We start from the raw sequence: 22,741 nt of genomic DNA on the forward strand, positions 1-22,741 counted from the left end.
TGGCGGTCACTCAGTCGGCAGCGGGCGCCTGGTCGTTGGCGGTCGGCGCCGGCTGCCGGAGGTGTACCTCGCGCTGCGGGAAGGGGATGGTAATCCCCGCCTCGTCAAAGCGCAGCTTGACTGTCTCCGTGGTATCCCAGAGCACTGCCCAGTAATCGGCTGCGTTCACCCAGGGGCGCACGAGGAAGTTGACGCTCGAGTCGGCGAGTTGGCCCACGGTGATCACGGGTGCCGGGTCCGCCAGGACGCGGTCGTCTGCGGCGATGATCTCCTCGAGAATCTGCCGCGCCTTGCGCAGGTCATCGTCGTAGGCGATGCCGAACACCATGTCGACCCGCCGTGTCGGCCGCGCCGAGAAGTTGGTGATCACGCCGCCGATGATGCTGCCGTTGGGTACGATCACTTCCTTGTTGTCCGGGGTGGTCAGGATCGTCGTGAAGATGCTGATCTTGTCGACGGTACCCATGGCGCCACCGGCGTCGATGAAGTCGCCGCGGGTGAACGGCCGGAAGATGATGATCAGCACGCCCGCGGCGAAGTTTGCCAGCGAGCCCTGCAGGGCGAGCCCGACGGCGAGGCCCGCCGCACCGAGCAGCGCGATAAGCGAGGTCGTATCGATCCCGAGCTGGGAGAGCGCGGCGATGACGACGAACAGGAGCAGCAGCCAGCGCAGGATCGAGGTCATGAAGCCGACGAGGGCCTCGTCGACCTTCTGTCGCTCGAGGACCTTCTCCACGCCGCGGACGACCAGGGCGACCACACCCCGCCCGAGGTAGAAGATGACGAGGGCGAAAACGATGCGGATGCCCCACGGGATGGCGTAATCGTTGACCAGCGCGTTCAGGTCCAGGCTGCTGAAATCCATCATTCGAATGCTCCGGTTGCGCTACGGAATGCAGGATAATAGTCTGCGACGCCCGACCTGTATATGACACCGCGAGCCCTGACCCGCCATGCACGAAACACCGCTTCGCTCCGTCCTGTTCATGCCCGCGAGCAACCAGCGCGCCATGGACAAGGCCCGCGGGCTGGCCGCCGACGCGCTTATCTTCGACCTCGAGGACGCGGTGGCCCCGGCGGCAAAGGCCGAGGCCCGGGCACAGGCCTGCGCCCAGCTCGCCGCGGGCGGTTATGGCGAGCGCCCCGTCGCGGTCCGCTGCAACAGCCTGGAGACGCCCTGGGGTGCGGACGACCTCGATGCCCTGGCCCGGGCGCCCCTTGCGCAGCTCTGCCTGCCCAAGGTGGAGACGGTGGACGCGGTGGACGCGGTCCTGGCCCGGCTGGCCGCGGCCGGTCGCGAGGAGCTTCCGCTCTGGGCGATGCTGGAAACGCCCCTGGGCGTCGCCAATGCCGCGAGCATCGCTGCGCACCCGGCCGTTGCGGTGCTCGTCCTCGGTACCACGGATCTTGCCACCGCGCTGCGCCTGCCCGCCGGCCGGGCCCGGGAAGGGCTCGCGTACGCGCTGTCGCAGGCGGTGCTCGCGGCGCGCTGCGCCGGCATCCCGGTGCTTGACGGTGTCAGCCTCGTTCTCGATGACGAGGCGCTGCTCGCTGCCGAGTGCGAGCACGGCCGGGCCCTCGGCTTCGACGGAAAGTCCTTGATCCACCCGGCCCAGGTCCCGGTGGCCAACCGGGTGTTCGGGCCCGACCCGGCGGCGCTCGGGCACGCCCGCCGCCTGCTGGCAGCGTGGGAGGAAGCAGAGGTGGCGGGCAAGGGGCTCGCGGTACTGGATGGCAAGCTGATCGAGACCATGCACGTCGACGAGGCGCGGCGCCTGCTGCGCCTCGGTGAGCGCCTCGGCAGCGACTGACCGGGAGCCGGGCCGCTAGCTGCCCCCGGCGCCGGTGACCGCCGCTGCGAGCTCGGCAGCCAGGGCGGAAAGCAGCGCGCTGAGCGCGGCAGCCTGCGTGGCGGCGCGGTCGTCGGCCAGCGGTTCCCGCGCCTCGAAAGTGCCGTGAGCGAGGTCGTTTTCGCCGCTGCCGCCGTGCAGGGTCCAGTCCACGATGGCGACCGCCATCGCCGTCTCGGTCTCAAAGCGATGCACCACCAGGCTGACGCGGCGGTCCGCGGCCGGGGCCGGCCCCGGGAATTGCCTTACTGCCGCCGAATCGAGGCGTGCCGCCAGGTTCGCGACCAGTACCCGCTGGATTCCATGGTCCAGGGCCTCGGCCCAGCGGCGGTCCCGACGGTAGCTGATGCGATGGGGGCCGAGGCGCTCGGCCAGGTCACCGCGCAGGAGATAGTCGGGCAGGGTCACGGGCCCCACCGCGAGCGCCGGTCCGTCGCCGCGGGCGGCGGGCTCGGCGGCCGGCGCCAGGGTAACGTAGCGCAGTTCCAGCGGGCTGGCGCAGCCGGTGGCGAGTAACAGGGCCAGGAGCGGGGCGAGCAGGCGGCGGGGGCTGGGCTTCACGGTCACTTCTCCCGGCGCCCGCGAAGGAGCGCATCCGGTTGATCTTCCAGGGTCTGCAGGACGCCCTGCAGGGAGCGGCTGGCGCGGGATAGCTCGCGCAGCGTTGCCCCCAGTTGCTGCAGCGTGGGCGAGTCGTCAGCGACCTGCCGGCCGAGGCCGCCCATGGCATCGCGGGTCGCCCGCAGAGCCTCCTCGAGGCCGGCCAGCGCGGCCGCCAGGTCGTTGGTCAGCGTTGGCAGGGCATCGCTAACCCCCGTCGCCGCATCACCCACGCTGCCCAGGGTCCGGCTGAGCTCGGGCGACAGCGCGGCGAGGCTGTCGTCGAGGCGTCTGCCGGCGGCCTCCAGGGAGGCCAGGGTGCTGCGCAGCTCACCGGGCAGGGCAAGAAAGTCCTCGTCCTCGACGAAGGCACGCAGACCGTTGACGATGCTCTGCGCCGCTTCGGCCATGGCCGCGTAATCAATGGACAGCAGGGTCCTGCGCAGGATCTCGAGCTCCGTCGGGATCGTGGGGATCTGCGCGTAGGGGGAGTCGAGATCGGCCACGATCACCTCGCTGTCCGGGTGGAAGTCCATCTGCACGTAGAGGAGACCGGTGAGCACGCTCTGCATGTTGAGCTGGGCACGCAGGCCATTGTCGACGAGATAGTCGAGCATGTCGCGACGCCCAAGCTCCTGCCCGCGGACCAGGACGTTGTCGGCGGCCAGCTCGGCCTCGACGATCATGGTGATCTCGGGGCGGTCGGTGGACAGTACCAGCTGGATGTCCGTGACCTGGCCGATGGTCACGCCGCGCAGGGCGACGGGTGCGCCGACATTGAGCCCCTTGACCGACCCGTCGAAGACCATGACGACCCTGTCGCGCTGACCTCCGAAGCCGGCGCCGCCGAAGAACAGGGCCGCGCCGAGGGCAACCAGCAGGGCACCGACGACGAAAGCGCCGATGAGCACACTGTGCCTGCGTTCATCCATGGGGTATGTCCTCCAGTTCCGCGGACCGGTTGAGGAATTGCCGCACCAGCGGCTGGCTGCTGTGATCGCGCAGCCAGCGCGGGTCGCCGCCGTCGATCATGGTCCCGGACCCCGCGTCGAGAAACACCGAGTCGGTCGCGATGCCGAAGATGCTCGGCAGTTCGTGGGTCACCAGGACGACCGTGGCGCCCGTGGACTCTTTCAGCTCCAGGATAAGGTCGTCGAGGCGCCGCGAGCTGATCGGGTCAAGGCCCGCGGAGGGCTCGTCGAAAAACAGGATCTCCGGGTCCAGGGCGATGGCCCGGGCCAGCGCGGCGCGCTTGCGCATGCCGCCGGAAATCGACGACGGCTGGTAGTCCTCGTAGCCCGCGAGCCCGACCAGCGCGAGCTTGTAGCGCACGATCGCGTCGATGGTGTCGGCGCTGTAATCCGTGTACTGCGTCAGCGGCAGGGCGACGTTCTCGGCGAGCGTCATGGCGCTGAGCAGGGCCCCCGCCTGGTAGGTGATGCCCCAGCTGCGGCGCAGGCGTCGGCGCGCGCGGGCGTCGGCGCTGACCAGGCTCTCGTCGCCGTAGCGGATGTCGCCGGCGGCGGGGCGCAGGAGCCCCAGGAGGTGCTTGAGCAGGGTGCTCTTGCCACAGCCCGAGCCGCCCATGATGACGAAGATGTCGCCGCGCTGGATGTCGAAGGTGAGGTCCCGCTGCAGCACTCTGCTGCCGAAGGCCATGGTCAGTCCCTCGACGGAAATGGCGGGCTGAGCGCTCTCCACGTCAGATCCCCAGCTGCTGGCAGAGGATGTTCATGCCCGCGTCCGCCACGATGAGATAGACGATGGCGGTGACGACCGCCTCGGTGGTCGCGCGGCCCACGGCCGCCGCATTGCGCCCGGCGTTCATGCCGGCGCGGCAGCCCGCGAGGGCGATGAGGAAGGCGAAGACCACCCCCTTGGTGAGGCCCACCAGGGCATGGGTAAGAGAAAAGGCGTTCTCCAGCTGGCTCAGGTACTGCAGGGCGCTGATGCCCATGCCCCCGGCCACGATGCCGCCGCCGACGATGCCGAGCAGATCGGCATAGATGATCAGCAGCGGCATGGTCGCGACGAGGGCGAGCATGCGCGGCGCCACCAGGAATTCCAGCGGCGAGAGGCCGAGGGTGGTGATGGCGTCCACCTCCTCGTTGACCTGCATGGTGCCGAGCTGTGCCGCGTAGGCGGCGCCGGTCCGTCCGGCCATGACCACCGCGGTCATCAAGGCACCCATTTCCCGCAGCATGCCGATGGCCACCAGGTCGGCGACGTAGACCTCCGCGCCGAACTGCTGCAACTGCACGGCGCCGAGGTAGGCGAGGATCATGCCGACCAGCACGCTGGTCAGGGTGATGATGGGGAGGGCATCCGGGCCGGCCTGGTAGAGGCAGTCCCGAAGGTCCACCCAGCGGGTGGCCGAGCCGGGAAGGAAGGCGCGCAGGCTGGCGCGCAGGGCATCACCGAGGAAGGCGAGGGAATCGAGGACCTCCTCGCCGATCTCGTGCAAATGCTGCCGCAGGGCGGCGCGGGAAAGCAGCCCGTGGCGCGGCACGGAGGAGGGTTCGGCGGGAGCTGTGGCCGTGGCCAGTTGCAGCAGCGCGGCGAGGCCCTCGGGCAGGTCCCGCCAGGCAATGCTGCCCCCTGATGACCGGCAGACCTCATGGGCCAGGAGCAGGAACGCAGGAAGCCGGGAGTCCCAGTCGACGACGGCATCGGCCTCCACGTCGAGCCGCGCCGGCGGCCCGTTCCGGAGCCGGGCCAGGACCGCGTCGGTGTCCGGCAGCGCGGCGCTGCGCCAGGAACCGGCGAGGCGAAGGCGTGTCGCCTCGGCCTCGACGATCAGGTCACAGCTGGGTTCAGGGGCAGCCACCGCGGCGCGTTACCTGTCTGTTCCTACCGGTGAGGGGCCAGTCTACGGCCGCTTCCGGCGAAGTGCCATCGTGGCGCGGGGTGGTGCCCGCCGGTCTTCGGCTCGCGGATTGTGTTGCGCCGGCTTCCTGCCGGTACCTGCTTACTGGAATGGCAGCGGGTCCTGCAGGGGCCGGATGATGCCCACGGCCTTGTCGTAGATTTCCTGCACCGGGGTAAGATCACCGGCTTCCCGGCGCCGGGAGACCATGGTGGCCGGGAACAGGTAGTTGTCGCTCTGCCGGTAGCGCAGCGCCCGGCTGCGACCGACTTGGTCCTCGTAGATGACCCAGTGCATGTCGAGCGCCTGTGCTAGGAGGTCGCCGAGCACCACGCCCATGGCCTGCAGCCGCCGCCGGTCATCGGCGGTGACAAGGCCCTCGTCGAGGAGGCGCTGCATCAGGGCGATGTCGTTGGCCGGATCCCCCGTAAAAAAGGCGCCCAGCTCGCTGCGCGCGAGATCCTCGAGGTCCTCGCGCTGCTGTGCCAGGTAGCGGCGGTCGAGGTCCGTCAGCTCGCCGATGCGCGCTTCCATGCCGGCGCCCTGCCCTGCGCCCTGGGCGACCGCAGGCGCTGCGCCCAGGGGGCAGAGCAGGGCGCAGAGCGCAAGTACAGGCGACAGACCGCCCAGCGTCGGGCGGGCCCGGACGAGGCGGGCAAGGAAACGGTTTAAGAGAAGCATCGTGGCCATGCTGGCGGTACCGGGCAACATCCTGCGGAGAGAGTAGCGCGGGCGGCGGCGACGCTCAATCCGGCCGCTTCGCCGGTTTCCGGGGCGGTTTCTTTTAATCCTGCCGGCAGTACGCCACGCGCGAGGGGTGAGCGCGGGGAACTCTTCTCACAGAGCGTGCATCGGGGCGGGGCCGGGGAAAGGTTCCCGCACTTCCACCTGGAATCGTGCGAAGAAGCGCAATCCGGTTGTGTTCGGGGCCGCGGCGTGGATAATTGCGCCTTTGGCGCGGTGCGGCCGCGGAGCGCCGCACGCCTGTCCCGTCCCCCGGAGTCCTCGCATGATCACTGGCAGTATCGTCGCCCTCGTCACACCGATGCACGCTGACGGCAGTCTCGACTGGGCGGCGCTCGAGCGGCTCCTGGATCTCCACATAGCTTCGGGTACCGCCGCGATCGGCGTCACCGGCACGACGGGGGAAAGCTCGACCCTTTCCGTGCCCGAGCACATGGCCATCATCCGCCACTGCGTCGAGTACGTCGCCGGGCGGATTCCGGTCATCGCCGGGACCGGTGCCAACGCGACCAGCGAGGCCATCGAACTGACCCGCGCCGCCGCCGAGGCCGGGGCAGACGCCTGCCTGCTGGTCACGCCCTATTACAACCGGCCCACCCAGGCCGGCATGTACGAGCACTTCCGGGCTGTTGCCGAGGCGGTGTCCATCCCCCAGCTTCTCTACAACGTCCCGGCACGCTGCGGCGTCGACCTCGGCAATGACACGACCCTTGCACTGTCGCGGCACGAGAACATCATCGGTATCAAGGACGCCACCGGCAACATCGAGCGGGCCCGCGACCTGCTCGCCCGCGCGCCCGAGGGCTTCGCGGTCTATTCCGGCGACGACCCGACGGCCCGCGAGCTGATGCTTGCCGGGGGACACGGTAACGTCTCCGTTACCGCCAACGTTGTCCCCGAACTCATGGCCGCGCTCTGTCGGGCGGCGATCGCCGGCGATGCGAAGGAGGCGGCCGCCATCGACGAGCGCCTTGCAGCGCTGACCTCCGCGCTGTTCCTCGAGCCGAACCCGATCCCCGTGAAATGGGCGCTGGCCCATTTGGGGATCATTGGCTCCGGCATCCGTCTGCCGCTGACGCCGCTGGACCACAAGCTCGAGGCGGTGGTGCGCGATGCGCTGGCGGGAGTCATGGCATGAGGCGTGCTGCGCCCGTCCTCGCGATCGGACTGCTTGCCGCGGCCCTCGGCGGCTGCGGTTACCTCTTCGGTGATGACGGTTTCTTCCGCGACCGGTCCCAGGCCTATCGCGACGCGATGGAACTCGCCGTGATCGATGTGCCGCCGGGCATGGACAGCTCGGCCCTCGAGGAGCTCTACGCCATCCCGCCGGTGCGCAACGACCTGCTGCTGGCGGGCGAGTTCGAGGTGCCGAGGCCCGCACCGCTCGCCGCCGGTGCCGCGGAGCAGCTGGTGCGCATCCAGAAGCTCGGCGAGGACAGCTGGGCGCTCATCGGTGTCGCACCGGGGCAGCTCTGGCCGCAGGTGCGCAGCTTCCTCTCCGCCGCCGGCGTGCAGGTGGCCCGGGCAGATGCCCGCCAGGGCATCATCGAGTCCGACTGGCTGCAGCTGCAGGATGCCAGCGGCGAGTCCCGTTTCCGCTTCCGCATCGAGCGGGGCGTCCAGCGCGGCACCAGTGAGCTGCACGTGCTGCAGAAGTCGCGCCTCGGCGAAGACAACGAATGGCCACCGGTGTCCGACGATCTCGCCCAGGAAGCGGACATGCTCCGCAGTGTCGCGCAGTACATCGCCAACAGCGCCGAGACCGCCCCGGTCTCGATGATGGCAGACCAGGCGATCAGCGCCGGCGGCCGCATTTCCCTCGAGGAGGACGACGACGGCGAGACCTACATCGCCCTCGGTCTGCCCTTCAACCGCGCCTGGGCATCCCTTGCCCTGGCCCTGGAGGATGCCTCTTTCGAGATCACGGACCGTGACCGCAGTGCGGGCCGCTACTACCTGCGCTTCCTCGGCCCGAGCAAGGAGGACGAGGGCGGCTGGCTCGACTGGCTGACCGGCGGCGACGAGGATCACCCGCTCGCGGACCGGAAATTCCTCCTCACCGTCGACGCCGTGGGCGGCGATGCGGTTGAAATCCGCCTGGCCCGGGACGATGACCGGGAGCCGCTCGAGAAGCGTCAGCACCAGTCGCTCCTTGCGAGGATCCAGGGCAACATCAACTAGGGCGGCAGCCGTGCGCGTCGCCTCTCTCGGCAGCGGCAGCAAGGGCAACGGGACGGTCGTCGCCAGTGGTGCCACCTGCCTGCTTATCGACTGCGGTTTCTCCCTCCGCGAAACGACCCGGCGCCTGGCCCGCCTCGGGCTGGCCCCGGACGATCTCGACGCCATCCTGGTCACCCACGAGCACAGCGACCACGCCGCCGGCGTCGGCACCCTGTCCCGTGGCCACGCTATCCCCGTCTATGCGAGCCATGGCACCCTCGCCAGCGGCCGTCTCGGCGAGTGCGCCGCGCTCGAGCGTTTCAACGCGGGGGAGGTGTTCACCGTGGGCAGCATGACCGTGCGCTCGGTGGCCGTGCCCCACGATGCCCGCGAGCCCTGTCAGTACCGCCTCGCCGCCGGCGGATGCGAGCTCGGCGTGCTGACCGACCTCGGCAGCGTCACGCCCCACGTGGTGGATGCCTACCGCGGCTGCCAGGGGCTGGTGCTCGAGTTCAATCACGACACTGCCATGCTCGCCGCGGGCGAATACCCGCCAGCGCTCAAGCGCCGCGTCGGCGGCGACTGGGGCCACCTCAACAACCGCCAGGCCAGCCGGCTCCTCGCGGCCCTCGACGGCCCGGCGCTTCAGCACCTGGTCATCGCCCACATGAGCGAGCAGAACAACAGCCGGGCCGCCGTTCGCGAGGTGCTCGCCGCGGAGCACCCGGCCTGGCTCGAGCGTGCACACTGGGCGTGCCAGGGCGACGGCTTCGGCTGGCTTTCGCTCGATGGGTGAGCCCGGAAGCCTTGCGGGCATCCGGGCAGTGCCGGAGCGGTAGGAGCGGGTGCGGGAGGATGCCCCCACAAAGCGTGTATCGGGGAGCGACTGGGGGCATCCTCCCGCAGCTGCTCCGGGAATTCACGATCTACCGGCGTGGTCTCAGCAGTGGTCGGGCAGGGTGAGTTCGCCGATGGCGGGCAGGGGTGAAGGGCAGGTCAGCCGGTCGTTGCCCGACAGGTCGAGGCGCTCGAGGCGTTCCAGCGCTAAAAGGGCCGATGGGTCGCGGATACGGTTGTCAGCGAGCAGCAGAATCTCGAGGCCGGTCGCTGCGGCAAGCGGTGTCACGTCCTTGATCGCGTTGCCGGAAAGGCGCACCCGCGTGAGGCCCGTGAACAGCTCCAGACCGGTGAGGTCACGGATGCCGGCCTGGCTGCAGTCCAGCAGTGTGAGGCCCTCGGCGCTGGTGATCTCCCCGTCGATGATGTGCTGGATGACGCACTCGCGCAGGGCCTCGTCAGGTAGCGAGAAATCGCGGAACAGGGCTGGCGGGGTATAGAGCGTTCGCTCGTTGAAGGTCACGGCGTAATCGGCGCAACCCGTGACGAGGAGGGCGGCAAGCAGCGGGGCGGGGGAGTACGATCGCATGGGCGGTTCCATCCGGGCTGCCGCGGGTCGTGGTAGCATAGCACGCGGCGCCGGCCGCAGCGGCGTTGTGCCAGGAGTACCGTCCCCGTGGAAGCCATCAGTCTCGTACAGCGAGGAAACCTGCAGAGCCTCGAGCGCACGCTGCGCCGCCAGTGGCGCCTCGGTCAGAACATCGTGCTCTGCTGGTCCCGTGACCAGAACGGGCTCCTGGTGATTTTCGTCCCGCATTACTTCCTGGGCAACTTCTGCGCGCCGGGCCGGGAGGGCAAGGCCGCCGCGGCGGACAACGAGCGCTACGTGCGCAGCCTGATCTCCGGGCGGCGGCGCAAGACCAGGGAGGAACTCTTTGCCATTGCCGAGCGTCTCGGCGCCGCGCCGACGTTCATCAAGCTTGAGCTGCCGCTCGAGGACACGCCGCCGGTGATCGACGGGGTGGAGCAACTCATCCGCCGCTACGGTCTCAACTTCGTCGAGGGCCGGGGGGTGCTGCTCTTCGACATCTGCGATTTCTCGCTGCACACGCCCTTCGAGCAGGCCAGCCAGCTGAACAGCCTGTCCTACTCCATGAACTCGGTCTACAACAAGCTCTCCGCGCTCGGCCTCGAGATCCACTTCGCGCGCACGACCACCGGCGACGGTTACTACGTGTGGAACCGCGATACGGGGCCCGAGGCGGACCGGCTTCTCTTCGACTTTCTCGTGCTCACGGTGCTGGACAACGCCCTGGCCCGGGCCGCCTCCCGCGGCAAGACCGTGCCGGTGATCCGCGCCGGTTTCCACTGCGGCAGCCACTATGAGCTCTACCAGGCCGAGGGTGTGAACCCGAGCGTGTTCAGCTACATCGTCGGCACGGTCACCATCGAGCTGGCACGTATGCTGGAGGCGGCGGAGCCCGGACAACTGCTCGTGGGTGACTTCGAAGGTGGTGCGCCGGCTTTCGTGGCGGAGCGCAGCGAAGGTCTCGCCCGCGTGTGCGGCCTCAAGATGATGGGCCAGTCGATCGATACGCTCCAATGCTGGCTGACGGAGGGCGCCGAGGGCGGCGAGCCGCGGGCGCTGGCCTTTCGCGACAAGCACGGCCTCTCCCACCGGGCGTACAATCTCGAGCTCGCCGTCGACCTGGAGGGTGACCCCCTGCACCTGGGCCTGCGCCCCGGGGAACTGTGACCGGTCAGCCACGACTCGCCGTCGCCCTCGGCGACGGTGGCGACCCCGCGCTGGCCCGCCGGCTCGCTGCCTCGCTGTCGCTGCCCCTGCTGTCGCAACCGGGAGACGACCTGGAGCTGCTGCTGCTCGTTGATGCCGCCGGCCCGGCGCTCCGGCCCCTGGGGCCCGGCGCCTCCGGGCCGGTGCGCTGTCGCTTCGATGACGCGGCCCTGCGGCACCGGCGCCGCGGCGGGCACAACGAGGCCATCGGCCGGGCCCTCGCCGTGGGGCGCACGCCGGGCGCACGCATCATCGACGGTACGGGCGGCTTCGCCCGCGACGCCTTCGTGTTGGCGGACCTCGGCGCCGAGGTCACGGTCTGCGAGCGCCAGCCGGTGCTCGCGGCGCTCCTCGCCGAGGCCCTGGCCGCCGCCGCGGGTGCAGACGATCCCTGGCTGCGGGAGGTTGCCGGGCGCCTGCAGCTCGTCGCCGCCGACGTGCGCACCCTGCCGGCGGAGACGCTCGCGGCGGCCGACGCGCTCTACCTCGATCCCATGTTTCCACTCGGCGGCAAACGCGCGGCCTCCGGCAAGGCGATGACCGTGCTGCAATACCTGCTCGACGACGACGAGACGTCGGCGGGCGGGCTGGTTGAATGGGCCCTGGCGCAGCCGGTTCGGCGCGTGGTGGTCAAGCGGCCGCGGCGTGCGCCTCCCCTCGGCGGCCGCCGTCCGTCCCACAGCCTGCCCGGGCGCGCCGTGCGCTTCGACGTCTATCCGAACCCCGACCACGACAAGACACAACGGGAGTGACCCTCCATGACCGGTGAAACGACCCATGACAAGCTCGATGACAAGCCCGATGACAAGCCTATTGCCCTGGTGACCGGCGCCTCTTCCGGCCTCGGCGAGGCGTTCCTGCGCCAGCTCGCGCCACGTTGCCGTCACCTTCTCGCGGTGGCCCGCCGCGGCGACCGGCTGGCGGCGCTGGCGGCGGAACTGGCGGATACGGTCACCGTTGAGCCGCTGGTCGCGGACCTGGCCACGGTGGAGGGCCAGGTCCGCGTCGTGGAGGCCGTGCGCCAACGCGGCCCGGTGCAGCTGCTGGTGAACAACGCGGGCTTCGGCACTTTCGGACCCTTTGCCGGGAGCGACATCGACCAGGAGCTGGCCATGGTGCGCCTGCACCAGGACGCCACGCTGCGCCTCACGCGGGCAGCGCTCCCCTTCATGCGGGAGGCCGGCGGAGGGCAGGTCATCAACGTCGCCTCTATCGGTGCCTTCCTGCCCATGCCCAGCACTGCAGTCTATGGTGCGACGAAGGCCTTTCTCAGTGCTTTCTCCCTGTCACTGCAGGCGGAGGAGGGGCGCCACGGCATCCGCGTCCAGGCCCTGTGCCCGGGCCTCACGCGCACGGAGATCCACAGCCGGGAGACCTTCGAGGGCTTCGACCCGTCGCGCATGCCGGAAGAGCTCTGGATGGAGGCGGATGCGGTGGTCGCCGATAGCCTCGCCGCGCTGGACGACCCCGACGCGGAGGTGGTGCTGGTTCCCGGGGCGCAGAATCGCGCCATGGTGAGCGGTGCGCTCGAAAAGCTCGCGCGCTCAGTCGGCCAGTAGGCGTTCCAGGATGTCCTCGTAGATCACGGCGAGGGTCACCAGGTCTTCACAGCGCACGGTTTCGTTCACCTGGTGAATGGTGGCGTTCACCGGACCGAGTTCCAGCACCTGGGCGCCGGTTGGGGCGATGAAGCGCCCGTCGGACGTGCCCCCCGCCGTGGACAGGAGTGTTTCCCGCCCGGTGACCGCACGGATCGCCGCCTGCGTGGCGGCGACGAGTTCGCCCTCGGGCGTCAGGAACGGTTCCCCGAACAGGGTCCAGTGCAGGTGATAGTCGAGGCCGTGGCGGTCGAGGATTTCCTCGGTGGCGGCCTTCAGGCCGTCTGCCGTGGACTCCGTGGAAAAGCGGAAGTTGAACAGCGCCGTGAATTCCCCGGGGACGACATTGGTGGCGCCGGTGCCGCCGTGGGCATTGGTGAGCTGCAGGCTGGTCGGGGGGAAAAAGTCGTTGCCGTTGTCCCAGTGCCGCGCGGTGAGTTCGGCGAGGGCGGGCAGGGCGCGGTGGATCGGGTTGTCTGCCCGGTGGGGGTAGGCCACGTGCCCCTGCACCCCGCGCACCGTGAGGGTGGCGCCCAGCGAGCCGCGGCGGCCATTCTTGACCACGTCGCCGATGTGTTCCGAGCTGGAAGGCTCGCCCACCAGGCACCAGTCGATGGTGGTGCCCTGCTCGGCCAGCCATTGCACCACGCGAACGGTGCCGTCCGTCGCCGGCCCTTCCTCATCAGAGGTGATGAGGAAACCGATACGGCCGCGGTGGTCCGGATTGGCGCTGACGAAGCGCTCGGTGGCGACGATCATCGCCGCCAGGCTGCCCTTCATGTCCGCCGCGCCGCGGCCGCGAAGCATGCCGTTTTCTTCCGTCGGCGTGAAGGGGTCGCTCTCCCAGGCAGCCGCCGGTCCGGGCGGGACGACGTCCGTGTGCCCGGCAAAGGCGAACAGGGGACCCGCGGGATCGCCGCGCTCCGCCCAGAAGTTCTCGGTGTTGCCGAAGGGCAGGGGCGTGCAGCGAAAGCCGAGGGCGGCGAGCCGGTCCATCATCAGCACCTGGCAGCCGGCGTCCTCCGGGGTGACCGAGGGACGGCTGATGAAGTCACGGCAGAGGGCGATGACGGGGTCCACGGTGACGGAAGCGGCGGCTAGTTGTGGCTGTGCAGCGCTGCGTTGAGCTGCACCGCGCTGCGGTTGGTCTGGCATTCGACGGCGCCATTGAGCGAGTTGCGGCGGAACAGGAGATCAGACAGGCCGGCGAGGTCGCGGGCTTTCACGGTCTCCGCGGGCTGTCCGTCGCTGTCCAGCACCGTCACCTTGGTGCCGGCCGTGACGAAGAGGCCCGCTTCCACGGTGCAGCGGTCACCGAGGGGAATGCCGATGCCCGCGTTCGCGCCGATGAGGCACTGGCGGCCGACAGAAATCACGATATTGCCGCCGCCGGAGAGCGTGCCCATGGTGGAGCAGCCGCCACCGAGGTCCGATTCGGCGCCCACGAAGACGCCCGCGGATACGCGCCCCTCGATCATGCCGGGGCCGTCCGTCCCGGCGTTGAAGTTGATGAAACCCTCGTGCATGACCGTCGTGCCCTCGCCGAGGTAGGCGCCGAGGCGCACCCGCGCCGTGTGCGCGATGCGCACGCCGGTGGGCACCACGTAGTTGGTCATCTTCGGGAACTTGTCGACACAGCTCACCTCGAGCACCCGGCCGGCGAGCCGGGCGGTGAGCTGTCGGTCGGCGAGCTCGGGCAGGGCGATGGGGCCCTCGTCGGTCCAGGCGACGTTGGGCAGCAGACCGAAAAGCCCCTCGAGGTTGGTGCCGTGCGGCTTCACCAGGCGGTGCGATAGCAGGTGCAGCTTCAGGTAGGCTTCCGGCACCGAGGTGGGGGCGGCGTCGCTTTCGAGCAGCGTGCAGGCCACAGGCCGCCCGCTGTCGCGCAGGCGCGCGGCGAGCGGACCCATAGCCGGGTCGTCGGCGACGGCCTCCGCGAGGTCGGCGAGCGCTTCCGCGGGCAGGGGTTCGGCACTGGCGAAGGCACGGACCCGTGCGGCGGTGTCCGGCGCCGGGGCGAGCAGCGGCTGCGGGTAGAACACGTCCAGCCAGTTGCCCTGGCTGTCCCGGGTGCCCGGGCCGATGCCCAGGGCGAAAACGCTGTCGGTCATGGTGTTTCCTTTACTGGTTCCGCTGGTTCCGCTGGTCGCGCGGTGGGTGACTCAGAGCGTGTGACGTTCGAAAAGGTGTTCGTAATCCGTCTCCCGGAAACCGGTGTGCAGGCCTGTGCCCAGATCCAGCAGCGGTCGTTTGACCAGGGTGGGGTGCTCGGCGATCACGGCCGGTGCGCTCGCTGCGTCAAGCCCGTCACGGGTCGCCGGGGGCAGGGCGCGCCAGCTCGTGCTGCGGCGGTTGACGACGGCGTCGAGGCCGAGCTCGTCGATCCAGCGCGCAACCTCTGCCGGGTCCACACCGTCTTCGCGCAGGTCGTGGAAGCGGTACTCGATGCCGTGCCCTTCCAGCCAGCGGCGCGCCTTGCGCACCGTGTCGCAGTTGCCGATGCCGTAGACCGTGATCACTGCTTGCGCCCTCCCGGGGGCCGCTTCGGGGCCGAGAGGATAGCAAAAGGGGCCCCGCGTCGCACCGGCCGGGTGGTTCACGCCTTGCGTGTTTTTTTCGGGTGCTTCCGCTCCGGGTAGCAGGTGCGGCAGATCTCGCAGACCCGGCCGTCGCAGCCGCGGGCCGTGCAGAACTCGCGGCCGTAGAAGATGATCTGCAGGTGCAGGTCGTTCCAGGCCTCCCGCGGGAACAGGCGCTTCAGGTCGCGCTCGGTCTGCGCCACGTTCTTCCCGGAGGACAGGCCCCAGCGCTGCGCCAGCCGGTGGATATGCGTGTCCACCGGGAACGCGGGCACGCCGAAGGCCTGCGCCATGACCACGCTGGCGGTCTTGTGGCCGACGCCGGGCAGGCGCTCCAGGGCGTCCATGTCGTCCGGCACCGCGCTGCCGTGCTCCTCGACCAGGATCTCGCTCAGGCGCCTGATGGCCTTTGCCTTCTGTGGCGACAGCCCACAGGGGCGGATCAGGGCGCGGATTTCCTCCTCCGGCAGCGCTGCCATGGCCCCGGGTGTGGCTGCCCGGGCAAAGAGGGCCGGTGTGACCTGGTTGACGCGCTCATCCGTGCACTGGGCCGAGAGCAGCACGGCCACCAGCAGTGTGAACGCGTCGCTGTGGTCTAGGGGGGCCGGCGGGTCCGGGTAGAGTTCCGCCAGCCTCGCCTGGATGAAGGCGACCCGCTCCGGCTTGCTCAGCACGACAGCCGCTGCAGCAGGGCGCGGATGCGCCGGGCGGCCTCGACGCAGTCGTCGAGCCCGGCGACCAGCGCCAGGCGTACGCGGCCGGCGCCGGGGTTGCCGGCGCCGGCGTCGCGGCCGAGGTAGCGCCCGGGGAGGACGGTGACGCCCTCCTCCGCGTAGAGGCGGCGGGCGAAGGTCCGGTCGTCGACCGGCGTCTCGGGCCAGAGGTAGAAGCCGGCGGGGGGCTGCGATACCCCCAGCGGTTCGCCGAGCAGGTCGAGGACAGCGCGAAATTTCTCACGGTAGCGCTCGCGGTTCTCCCGCACGTGGCTTTCGTCGCGCCAGGCGGTGATGCTGGCGAGCTGATGATGCGGCGGCATGGCGCAGCCGTGGTAGGTCCGGTAGCGGGTGAAGGCCTCGATGAGCGCCGCATCACCGGCGACGAAGCCCGAGCGCAGCCCCGGCAGGCTGGAGCGCTTTGACAGGCTGTGGAAGCTGAGGCAGTTCCGGTAGCCGTGATTACCGGCGAGGTGGCAGGCGTCCAGGAGCCCCGGCGGCGGGGCGTTTTCGTCGGCGTAGAGCTCGGAGTAGCACTCGTCGCTGACCAGGACCACGTCGTGCGCAAGCGCCCGCTCCACGAAGGCGGCGAGCTGCTCCCGGGAGAGCACCGCGCCGCTAGGGTTGCCTGGCGTGCACAGGTACAGGAGCTGGCAGTGCTCCCAGTCCTTCGGGGTGAGGTCGTCCGGGTCCGGCAGGAAGCCGCGCCCGGCGGTGAGGTCGAGGAAGCGTACCTCCGCACCGGCGAGGAACGCCGCCCCCTCGTAGATCTGGTAGAAGGGATTCGGCGTCGCCACCAGGGCCGGGCGGCTGCGGTCCACGCAGGCCTGCGCGATCGCGAAAAGGGCTTCCCGGGTACCGTTCACCGGAAGCACCTGGCGCTCCGGGTCGGGCGCCGGCAGGCCGTGACGCGCGGCCAGCCAATCCGCGACTGCCTCGCGCAGGGCGAGGTCACCGCGGGTGGCGGGGTAGCGGGCGAGGCGGTCGAGGGAGCCGGCGAGCACGTCGCAGACCGCGGCCGGCGGGGCATGCTGCGGCTCGCCCACGGAGAGGGCGATGGGGCGTTTGTCCGCCGGTGGCGCCAGGTCCGCGAACAGCTCGCGCAGGCGCTCGAAGGGGTAGGGCTGAAGCCGCGTAAGGTCCGGGTTCACGCCGCCTGCTGCCCGTCGAGCTCGCGGCAGATCGCGTCCTGGATGTCGCGGCAGCGCGCCGGATCGGTGAGCGGACGCTGGGCGTTGTCGGTGATGAAGAAGACATCCTCCACCCGCTCGCCCAGGGTCTGGATCTTCGCCGCCTGCAGCACGACGCCGTAGCGCACGAAGACCTCACCGATGCGCGCGAGCAGCCCGGGCCGGTCCGGCGACATGACCTCGAGTACCGTGACCCCCTTGGCCTCGTCGGTGCTCATGGACGTCTCCGTGGGCAGGGTGAAGGAGCGCATCTGCCGCGGCATGTGCCGCTGTACGATGGCCACGCCGCGGGCCTCGTCCGCGAGCGCCCGGCTCAAGTGCTCGCCGATGTGCTTGAGGCGGCCGGCCTCCTCGTCGAGGGGGGCGCCGCTGGAGTCGAGCACGTAGAAGGTGTCGAGGCTCATCCCGTCGCTGCCGTTGTAGACCCGGGCGTCGTGGACGCTGAGGTCGAGCTGCTCGAGCTCGGCGCAGATGCGCGGAAAGGTGCCCTTGTCGCTGCGCGCATGGATGAAGATCTGCGTGGTGTTGGCGACGCTGGATTCGACGGTGTTGCGCACCAGCACCAGCGGCTGCTCCCGGTCGTGGTGGCCGGCGATCGCCTCCGTGTGCCAGGCAATATCCTCGGCGCGCTCGCGCAGGAAATAGTCCTCGCCCCGCTGTTCCCAGAGCGTGTCGAGCTCGTCCTCGGTAAAACCGCGGTACTCCAGCAGCTCCATCGCGGCGCGGCGTGTCTCCTTGATCCACTCGTTCTTGTCGATGGGGTTCTCGAGGCCGCGGCGAAGCGCGCGCTTGGTCTCGGCGTAGAGCTGGCGCAGCAGGCTGCCCCGCCAGGCGTTCCACAGCGTCGGGTTGGTGCCGGTGATGTCGGCGACGGTGAGGGTGAACAGGTAATCGAGGCGTTCCTGGGTGCCCACGTGGCGGGCGAACTGCTGGATCACGTCCGGGTCCGAGATGTCCTTGCGCTGGGAAACGGCGGACATGAGCAGGTGGTTGCGCACCAGCCAGCTGACCAGCTCCGTGTCCCGCCGGCTGAGGCCGTGGTCGCGGCAGAAGACCTCGGCGTCGACGGCGCCGAGCTCCGAGTGGTCGCCGCCGCGGCCCTTGCCGATGTCGTGGTACAGACCGGCGATATAGAGCAGCTCGAGCTTCGGCAGGCGCCGGGCCACGCGGCCCGTCACCGGGAAGCGCTCGTCGCTCTCCGGGCGCAGGAAGCGGCGCATGTTCTCCACCACCTGCAGGGTGTGTGCATCCACCGTGTAGGTGTGGAAGAGGTCATGCTGCATCTGCCCAACGATGCGTCCAAAGGCGGGCAAATACTTGCCGAGGATGCCGTAGCGCGACATGCGCCGCAGCTGGCGCGTCATGCGGTGCGGGCAGCGGAGGATGTCGAGAAACAGGGCCTTGTTGGCCGGATCCGCGCGGAAGTCGTCGTCCACCAGGTGGCGGTGTTCGCGGATCAGCCGGATTGTCGGTGCGGCGATGCCCTTGACAGCCGGGTTGCTGCCGGCGAGGAGGAAAACCTCGAGGAGAGCGCCCGGCCGTTCGCTGAACAGGTCAGGGCGCCGGGCGGCGATGTAGCCGTTGCGGATCTCGAAGCTGTCGTTGATGGTCTCGACCTCGTCCTCGCTGTCGGTGCCGAGGATGGCCTGGTCAAAGGTTTGCAGGAGGAGTTCGTTGAGCTGGGCGATGGCCAGGGCCCAGCGGTAGTAGACCTGCATGAATTTCTCGACGGCGAGTTTCTCGTCGTCCGTGAACCCCCACTGCCGGGCGAGGGCACGCTGGTGGTCGAAGAGCAGGCGGTCTTCCTCCCTGCCGGCGAGCAGGTGCAGGGCGTAGCGTACCTGCCAGAGGAACTCCCGGCCGCGTAGCAGGATCTGCGCCTCCTCTTCCGTGAGCAGGCCGTTCTCCGCCAGTTCCTCGACGCTGCTCCAGCCGAAGTGGCGCCGCGCCAGCCAGCCGATGAGCTGCAGGTCGCGCAGGCCGCCGGGGGAGCTTTTCACGTTTGGCTCGAGGTTGTACTCCGTGTCGGCAAATTTTTCGTGGCGGGATTCCTGCTCCTCGCGCTTGGCCTCGAGGAAGGCGCGGGCGCTCCACATGTGCCCGGTGCTGGTGCGCTCGCGCAGCTCCGCAAGCAGCGCGCCGTCGCCGGCGAGCAGCCGGGCTTCGAGCAGGTTGGTGAGGATGGTGATGTCGTCGCGGGCGCGCCGGGTGCATTCATCGACACTGCGCACGCTGTGGCCCAGCGACAGGCCGAGGTCCCAGAGGAGCGTCACGAAACGCTCTACGGCGACCTCGGGCACCGCGGCGCCATCGCCGTGAAGCACCAGCAGGTCGATGTCCGAGTGAGGGTGCAGTTCGCCCCGGCCGTAGCCGCCGACTGCGACCAGTGCCAGCGGCGCCGGGCCCCAGTCCACCCGCGACCAGAGCTCTGACAGCAGGCCGTCGATGACCAGCGCCCGGCCGCGGATCAGCGCGCCAGCCGGTTCACCCGCCGTGAAGGCCGCGTCGAGGGCGGCGTTGCACTCCGCCAGCATGCTGCGCCCGGCCGCGACGAGGCCGTGTTCCGCAGCGCGGCTGCGGAAGTCGTCGGCGTCAAACAGGGGCTCGGGAAGCGGTGCCATGGGAGAAGTTGCCGGCCGCCTAGCTGAACGGCTCTTCGCTGCGCCGGGTGAGAACCTCGCAGCCGTCGCTGGTGATCGCGATGGTGTGCTCCCACTGGGCCGAGAGGCGGCCATCGCGGGTGGTGACGGTCCAGCCATCCTTCTGGTTCAGCCGCGTGTGCCGGCGGCCGGCGTTGATCATCGGCTCAATGGTGAAGGTCATGCCCGGCTCCAGGGCCAGCCCCTCGCCGCGACGACCGTAGTGCAGCACCTGCGGGTCCTCGTGAAAGCCCCGGCCGATGCCGTGGCCGCAGTACTCGCGGACCACCGAGTAGTGGTTGGCCTCGGCGTGCTGCTGGATGATGGCGCCGATGTCCCCCAGCCGCGTGCCCGGTCGAACGATCTCGATGGCCCGGTACAGGCATTCCTGCGTCACCCGCACGAGGCGCTCGGCATGCGGCGCGATATCGCCGACACCGACCATGATGCTGGTATCGCCGTGGAAGCCGTCCTTGATGACCGTGACATCGATGTTCACGATGTCCCCCTTCTTGAGTTTCTTGCTCTCGCTGGGAATGCCGTGGCAGACCACGTCGTTCACCGAGGTGCAGATGGAGCGGGGGAAGCCGTGGTAGTTCAGGGGCGCCGGGATGGCCTCTTGCGTACCGGTAATGTAATCGTGGCAGATGCGGTCCAGTTCGCCGGTGGTCACGCCGGGCACGACCTGCGGCCGGATCATTTCGAGGACCTCCGCTGCGAGGCGGCCGGCCACGCGCATTTTTTCCAGCTCTTCCGCCGACTTGATTGAAACAGCCATGGGTCATCCGTTGCCGTGAATGGGCCCCGGCGTGCGCCCCGGGGTAATGCCGGCCGCGTAGTGTAACGCATGGAGGGGGCACCGATAACGGGGCCGTGGCGCGCCAGGCAAGCCCGATGCCAGCGTCGCCCCTGCCGGCCTTTCCTTCCCGGGCCCGCTGTGCTATAAAGCGCGCGCCGCGGAAGCTCGCGGTAAATACGCACACATGCCGCAACCCGCACCAGGGTGCCGTCAGTGACGGTTTGTTGCCGGGGGCATGTGGAGGACCCAACCCGAGAAAAGGTAATTGTCATGTCCCAGGTAAGCATGCGCGACCTGCTGCAGGCCGGCGCGCACTTCGGGCACCAGACCCGTTTCTGGAACCCCAAGATGGATCAGTACATCTTCGGTGCCCGCAACAAGATTCACATCATCAACCTCGAGCACACGGTGCCCGCGTTCAACGACGCGCTGTCGCTGGTCAAGACCATGGCCGGCAACAAGAACAAGATCCTGTTCGTCGGCACCAAGCGCGCCGCCGGCAAGATCATCAAGGAGCAGGCGCAGCGCGCAGGAATGCCCTACGTCAGCCACCGCTGGCTGGGCGGCATGCTCACCAACTACAAGACGATCCGCGCCTCCATCAAGCGTCTGCGCGAACTCGAGGCCCAGCAGGCCGATGGCACCTTCGCCAAGCTGACCAAGAAGGAAGCGCTCATGCGCGCCCGGCACATGGAGAAGCTCGAGCGCAGCATCGGCGGTATCAAGGACATGGGCGGCCTGCCGGACGCGCTGTTCGTGGTCGATGTGGACCACGAGCGCATCGCCATCACCGAGGCGAACAAGCTGGGCATCCCGGTCATCGGCATCGTCGATACCAACAGCGACCCGGATGGCGTGGACTACGTGATCCCCGGGAACGATGACGCGATCCGCGCCATCAAGCTCTACGTGACAACCGTCGCCGATGCCTGCATCGCCGGCCGCGTGGAGTCCGGCGAGGCCGTGGCCGCCGCGGACGAGTTCGTGGAAGAGCCCGCCGCCGCGTCTGACGACGCCGCTGCCGAGGCCGCCGACGCGGGCTGATTCTTCCGGCGGCAGCGCGCCGCCAGCACGCGACAGGGTACGGGCCCGCCGGCATTGCCGGGCGGGCCCTCAACGTTTAGACAGAATGTCGGTTTAGACAGGATTTTGACCGGCCCGGCAGCGCCGGGTCGACACCGCAGGAGGTACTGCAATGTCTGCAGCATTGGTCAAGGAACTTCGGGAGCGGACCGGGCTCGGCCTGCTCGAATGCAAGAAGGCCCTCGCCGCCGCCGATGGCGACATCGAGAAGGCGATCGAGGAACTGCGCAAGTCCAGCGGCATGAAGGCGGCGAAAAAAGCCGGCCGGACCGCTGCCGACGGCGTCGTCGCTGCCCGCGTGGCCGAGGACGGCAGCTACGGCGTGCTTGTCGAGGTCAACAGCGAGACCGATTTCGTCGCTCGCGATGGCAGCTTCCTCGGCTTCGTGGACAGCGTCCTCGAGAAGGCCTTCAGTGAACGCCAGGAGGATGTCGCCGCACTCATGGAAGGGGAGCTGGAGCAGGCGCGCGAAGGCCTCGTCCAGAAGATCGGCGAGAACATCAGCGTGCGCCGGGTAGCGCTGCAGGAAGCCAGTGACGGTGTGGTCGGCTCCTACGTGCACGGTAACAACCGCATCGCGGTGCTGGTGCAGCTGCAGGGCGGTGACCAGGACCTGGCCCGCGACGTCGCCATGCACGTCGCCGCGGTGAACCCGCAGGTGGTATCGCCGGACGACATGCCGGAAGAGCTGGTCGCCAAGGAGAAGGAGATCTACACGGCGCAGGCCCTCGACTCCGGGAAGCCGCCGGAGATCGTCGAGAAGATGATCGGCGGGCGGATCAAGAAGTTCCTCGCCGAGAACAGCCTCGTCGAGCAGCCCTTCGTCAAGGATCCGGAGACCAGGGTCGGCAAGCTGGTCTCCGCTGCCGGCGCCTCCGTGGCGGGCTTCTGCCGCTTCGAGGTGGGCGAGGGCATCGAGAAGGAAGAAGTCGACTTCGCCGCCGAGGTCGCAGCCCAGCTGGGCGGCTGAGGGCCGCAGCGTTGACGGAAACGGGGCCCTGGCCCCGTTTTTTTTGCGCTTTGCAATGTTGCAGGGTGCGTAGCGATTCAGTGCAAAGGCCGATTTCCCGGCAGGTTGCGTTCCGGGCCGGCTGCTGGAGGATGCCCCCAGTCGCTCCCCGATACACGCTTTGTGAGAGAAGACTCCCGCCCTCGCCCCTTGGGCCCAGCGTACTTTGAATGCTGAAGCGGTAGGGGCGGGGGTTGTGAGGGGGCCCCCCAAAAAGCAGCCCTGGGGGGGGACGGGGGGGGCCCCCCCACAACAAACCAGAAAAAAAAACCCCAAGGA

General features: G+C 69.3%; 23 protein-coding genes. 9 read left to right on the plus strand and 14 right to left on the minus strand.

What is annotated here, in order from left to right; genetic code table 11:
• Positions 1–10: 10 nt before the first annotated feature.
• On the minus strand, positions 11–868 hold the full coding sequence (locus ACX93N_RS11385; RefSeq protein ID WP_459428541.1) for a mechanosensitive ion channel family protein: 858 nt from the start codon (positions 866–868) through the stop codon (positions 11–13).
• Positions 869–953: 85 nt separating this feature from the next.
• Here ACX93N_RS11385 and ACX93N_RS11390 point away from each other — a divergent pair, with 85 nt between their 5' ends.
• Positions 954–1,811, plus strand: coding sequence for an HpcH/HpaI aldolase/citrate lyase family protein (locus ACX93N_RS11390; RefSeq protein ID WP_459428542.1), 858 nt, complete (start codon positions 954–956; stop codon positions 1,809–1,811).
• A gap of 15 nt (positions 1,812–1,826) precedes the next feature.
• On the opposite strand, the gene ACX93N_RS11395 is transcribed toward ACX93N_RS11390, so the two are convergent.
• From ACX93N_RS11395 to ACX93N_RS11415, 5 genes are all read right to left on the minus strand, one after another.
• The gene (locus ACX93N_RS11395; protein WP_459428543.1) at positions 1,827–2,411 is read right to left on the minus strand and encodes a PqiC family protein; all 585 of its coding nucleotides are present in this window, start codon (positions 2,409–2,411) and stop codon (positions 1,827–1,829) included.
• 2 nt (positions 2,412–2,413) lie between these two features.
• Positions 2,414–3,382: an MlaD family protein gene (locus ACX93N_RS11400; RefSeq protein WP_459428544.1), complete on the minus strand. Its 969-nt coding sequence runs from the start codon at positions 3,380–3,382 to the stop codon at positions 2,414–2,416.
• A complete protein-coding gene (locus ACX93N_RS11405; protein ID WP_459428545.1) occupies positions 3,375–4,151 on the minus strand; it encodes an ABC transporter ATP-binding protein in 777 nt (258 codons plus the stop codon). Before ACX93N_RS11405 ends, ACX93N_RS11400 begins: the two co-directional genes overlap by 8 nt.
• Position 4,152: 1 nt before the next feature.
• The gene (locus tag ACX93N_RS11410; protein ID WP_459428546.1) at positions 4,153–5,277 is read right to left on the minus strand and encodes an MlaE family ABC transporter permease; all 1,125 of its coding nucleotides are present in this window, start codon (positions 5,275–5,277) and stop codon (positions 4,153–4,155) included.
• A 141-nt stretch (positions 5,278–5,418) separates the two neighbouring features.
• On the minus strand, positions 5,419–5,997 hold the full coding sequence (locus ACX93N_RS11415; RefSeq protein WP_459428547.1) for a DUF3806 domain-containing protein: 579 nt from the start codon (positions 5,995–5,997) through the stop codon (positions 5,419–5,421).
• Positions 5,998–6,325: 328 nt separating this feature from the next.
• On the opposite strand from ACX93N_RS11415, the gene dapA reads away from it, so the two are divergent.
• The 3 genes from dapA to ACX93N_RS11430 are packed head-to-tail and all read left to right on the plus strand — an operon-like array spanning position 6,326 to position 9,016.
• Entirely contained in the window at positions 6,326–7,198 is an 873-nt protein-coding gene (gene dapA / locus ACX93N_RS11420) for a 4-hydroxy-tetrahydrodipicolinate synthase (RefSeq protein WP_459428548.1), read from the plus strand.
• Entirely contained in the window at positions 7,195–8,241 is a 1,047-nt protein-coding gene (gene bamC / locus ACX93N_RS11425; protein WP_459428549.1) for an outer membrane protein assembly factor BamC, read from the plus strand. The genes dapA and bamC overlap by 4 nt, the downstream gene beginning before the upstream one ends.
• Before the next feature lie 10 nt (positions 8,242–8,251).
• A complete protein-coding gene (locus tag ACX93N_RS11430; RefSeq protein WP_459428550.1) occupies positions 8,252–9,016 on the plus strand; it encodes an MBL fold metallo-hydrolase in 765 nt (254 codons plus the stop codon).
• A gap of 144 nt (positions 9,017–9,160) precedes the next feature.
• Here ACX93N_RS11430 and ACX93N_RS11435 read toward each other — a convergent pair whose 3' ends face one another.
• The gene (locus ACX93N_RS11435) at positions 9,161–9,646 is read right to left on the minus strand and encodes a leucine-rich repeat domain-containing protein (protein WP_459428551.1); all 486 of its coding nucleotides are present in this window, start codon (positions 9,644–9,646) and stop codon (positions 9,161–9,163) included.
• An 87-nt stretch (positions 9,647–9,733) separates the two neighbouring features.
• Here ACX93N_RS11435 and ACX93N_RS11440 point away from each other — a divergent pair, with 87 nt between their 5' ends.
• Genes ACX93N_RS11440 through ACX93N_RS11450 form a run of 3 tightly spaced genes read left to right on the plus strand, consistent with a single transcriptional unit; the run spans position 9,734 to position 12,411 of the window.
• Positions 9,734–10,813 (plus strand): hypothetical protein, encoded by a 1,080-nt coding sequence (locus tag ACX93N_RS11440; protein ID WP_459428552.1) that lies wholly within the window; start codon positions 9,734–9,736, stop codon positions 10,811–10,813.
• The gene (locus tag ACX93N_RS11445; RefSeq protein WP_459428553.1) at positions 10,810–11,604 is read left to right on the plus strand and encodes a class I SAM-dependent methyltransferase; all 795 of its coding nucleotides are present in this window, start codon (positions 10,810–10,812) and stop codon (positions 11,602–11,604) included. Before ACX93N_RS11440 ends, ACX93N_RS11445 begins: the two co-directional genes overlap by 4 nt.
• Before the next feature lie 6 nt (positions 11,605–11,610).
• Positions 11,611–12,411, plus strand: coding sequence for an SDR family NAD(P)-dependent oxidoreductase (locus tag ACX93N_RS11450; protein ID WP_459428554.1), 801 nt, complete (start codon positions 11,611–11,613; stop codon positions 12,409–12,411).
• On the opposite strand, the gene dapE is transcribed toward ACX93N_RS11450, so the two are convergent.
• From dapE to map, 7 genes are all read right to left on the minus strand, one after another.
• Positions 12,397–13,530, minus strand: a complete 1,134-nt coding sequence (gene dapE / locus ACX93N_RS11455) for a succinyl-diaminopimelate desuccinylase (protein ID WP_459428555.1) — start codon at positions 13,528–13,530, stop codon at positions 12,397–12,399. The two genes, ACX93N_RS11450 and dapE, sit on opposite strands and share 15 nt — an antisense overlap.
• Positions 13,531–13,547: 17 nt before the next feature.
• On the minus strand, positions 13,548–14,561 hold the full coding sequence (gene dapD / locus ACX93N_RS11460) for a 2,3,4,5-tetrahydropyridine-2,6-dicarboxylate N-succinyltransferase (RefSeq protein ID WP_459428556.1): 1,014 nt from the start codon (positions 14,559–14,561) through the stop codon (positions 13,548–13,550).
• A gap of 51 nt (positions 14,562–14,612) precedes the next feature.
• Positions 14,613–14,969 carry an ArsC family reductase gene (locus tag ACX93N_RS11465; RefSeq protein ID WP_459428557.1) on the minus strand — a complete coding sequence of 119 codons (357 nt, stop codon included), beginning with the start codon at positions 14,967–14,969 and terminating at the stop codon, positions 14,613–14,615.
• 77 nt (positions 14,970–15,046) lie between these two features.
• On the minus strand, positions 15,047–15,700 hold the full coding sequence (nth, locus tag ACX93N_RS11470) for an endonuclease III (protein WP_459428564.1): 654 nt from the start codon (positions 15,698–15,700) through the stop codon (positions 15,047–15,049).
• Positions 15,697–16,893, minus strand: coding sequence for a succinyldiaminopimelate transaminase (gene dapC / locus ACX93N_RS11475; protein WP_459428558.1), 1,197 nt, complete (start codon positions 16,891–16,893; stop codon positions 15,697–15,699). The genes nth and dapC overlap by 4 nt, the downstream gene beginning before the upstream one ends.
• Entirely contained in the window at positions 16,890–19,553 is a 2,664-nt protein-coding gene (gene glnD, locus ACX93N_RS11480; protein ID WP_459428559.1) for a [protein-PII] uridylyltransferase, read from the minus strand. The genes dapC and glnD overlap by 4 nt, the downstream gene beginning before the upstream one ends.
• Before the next feature lie 19 nt (positions 19,554–19,572).
• Positions 19,573–20,349, minus strand: coding sequence for a type I methionyl aminopeptidase (gene map / locus ACX93N_RS11485; RefSeq protein ID WP_459428560.1), 777 nt, complete (start codon positions 20,347–20,349; stop codon positions 19,573–19,575).
• Positions 20,350–20,640: 291 nt separating this feature from the next.
• On the opposite strand from map, the gene rpsB reads away from it, so the two are divergent.
• Positions 20,641–21,414, plus strand: a complete 774-nt coding sequence (gene rpsB, locus ACX93N_RS11490; protein ID WP_459428561.1) for a 30S ribosomal protein S2 — start codon at positions 20,641–20,643, stop codon at positions 21,412–21,414.
• 151 nt (positions 21,415–21,565) lie between these two features.
• The gene (gene tsf, locus ACX93N_RS11495; protein ID WP_459428562.1) at positions 21,566–22,423 is read left to right on the plus strand and encodes a translation elongation factor Ts; all 858 of its coding nucleotides are present in this window, start codon (positions 21,566–21,568) and stop codon (positions 22,421–22,423) included.
• The last annotated feature ends 318 nt before the right edge of the window (positions 22,424–22,741 follow it).

Source organism: Pseudohaliea sp. (genome assembly GCF_054552115.1).